Source organism: Comamonas sp. NyZ500 (assembly GCF_016772095.1).
GTDB lineage: Bacteria > Pseudomonadota > Gammaproteobacteria > Burkholderiales > Burkholderiaceae_C > Comamonas > Comamonas thiooxydans.
In genome coordinates this window covers 1-669 of sequence record NZ_JAEIJE010000063.1, presented here as the reverse complement: position 1 = coordinate 669, position 669 = coordinate 1, and the positions used below count along the sequence as shown (strand labels likewise).

At 55.0% G+C, this 669-nt stretch carries 1 protein-coding gene; it reads left to right on the top strand.

What is annotated here, in order from left to right; translation table 11 throughout:
• Positions 1-636 (top strand): IS21-like element helper ATPase IstB (istB, locus tag JAO85_RS25565; protein WP_202789305.1); only part of this gene is annotated, 636 nt, incomplete at its 5' end.
• Positions 637-669 lie beyond the last annotated feature (33 nt).

Below are 669 nucleotides of genomic sequence, written 5' to 3'. Positions count from 1 at the left end.
GAGAGTGCTGAGCGAGAAGTGCGCTCCATTGCCTATCAACTCAAGGTCGCCAGGTTCCCGGTCTACAGAGATCTGGCAGGCTTTGACTTCGCACACAGTGAGGTCAATGAAGCCTTGGTACGCAGCCTTCATCGCTGTGAGTTCATCGAGAAGGCTAACAACGTGGTGCTTGTCGGTGGGCCTGGCACGGGCAAGACGCACATTGCTACAGCACTGGGTATTCAGGCCATTGAGCACCACCGTCAAAGGGTGCGCTTCTTCTCTACTGTTGAGTTGGTTAATGCGCTGGAGCAAGAGAAAGTGCAAGGCAAAGCCGGACAGCTCGCCCACAGGCTGGTGCATACGGATCTGGTGATTCTCGATGAGCTGGGCTATCTGCCCTTCAGCTCATCTGGCGGTGCGCTACTGTTTCATCTGCTCTCGACGCTTTACGAACGCACCAGCGTAGTAATCACCACCAACCTGAGCTTCAGCGAATGGGCCAGCGTGTTTGGTGATGCCAAGATGACCACGGCCCTGCTGGACCGCCTGACCCATCACTGCCATATTCTGGAAACAGGCAACGACAGCTACCGCTTCAAGCACAGCAGTGCAGTCCAACAACCGCCCATGAAGAAGGAGAGAAACAAAACCTGATCCACATCTTGAGCCTTGCGGCTCAAGTCAAAG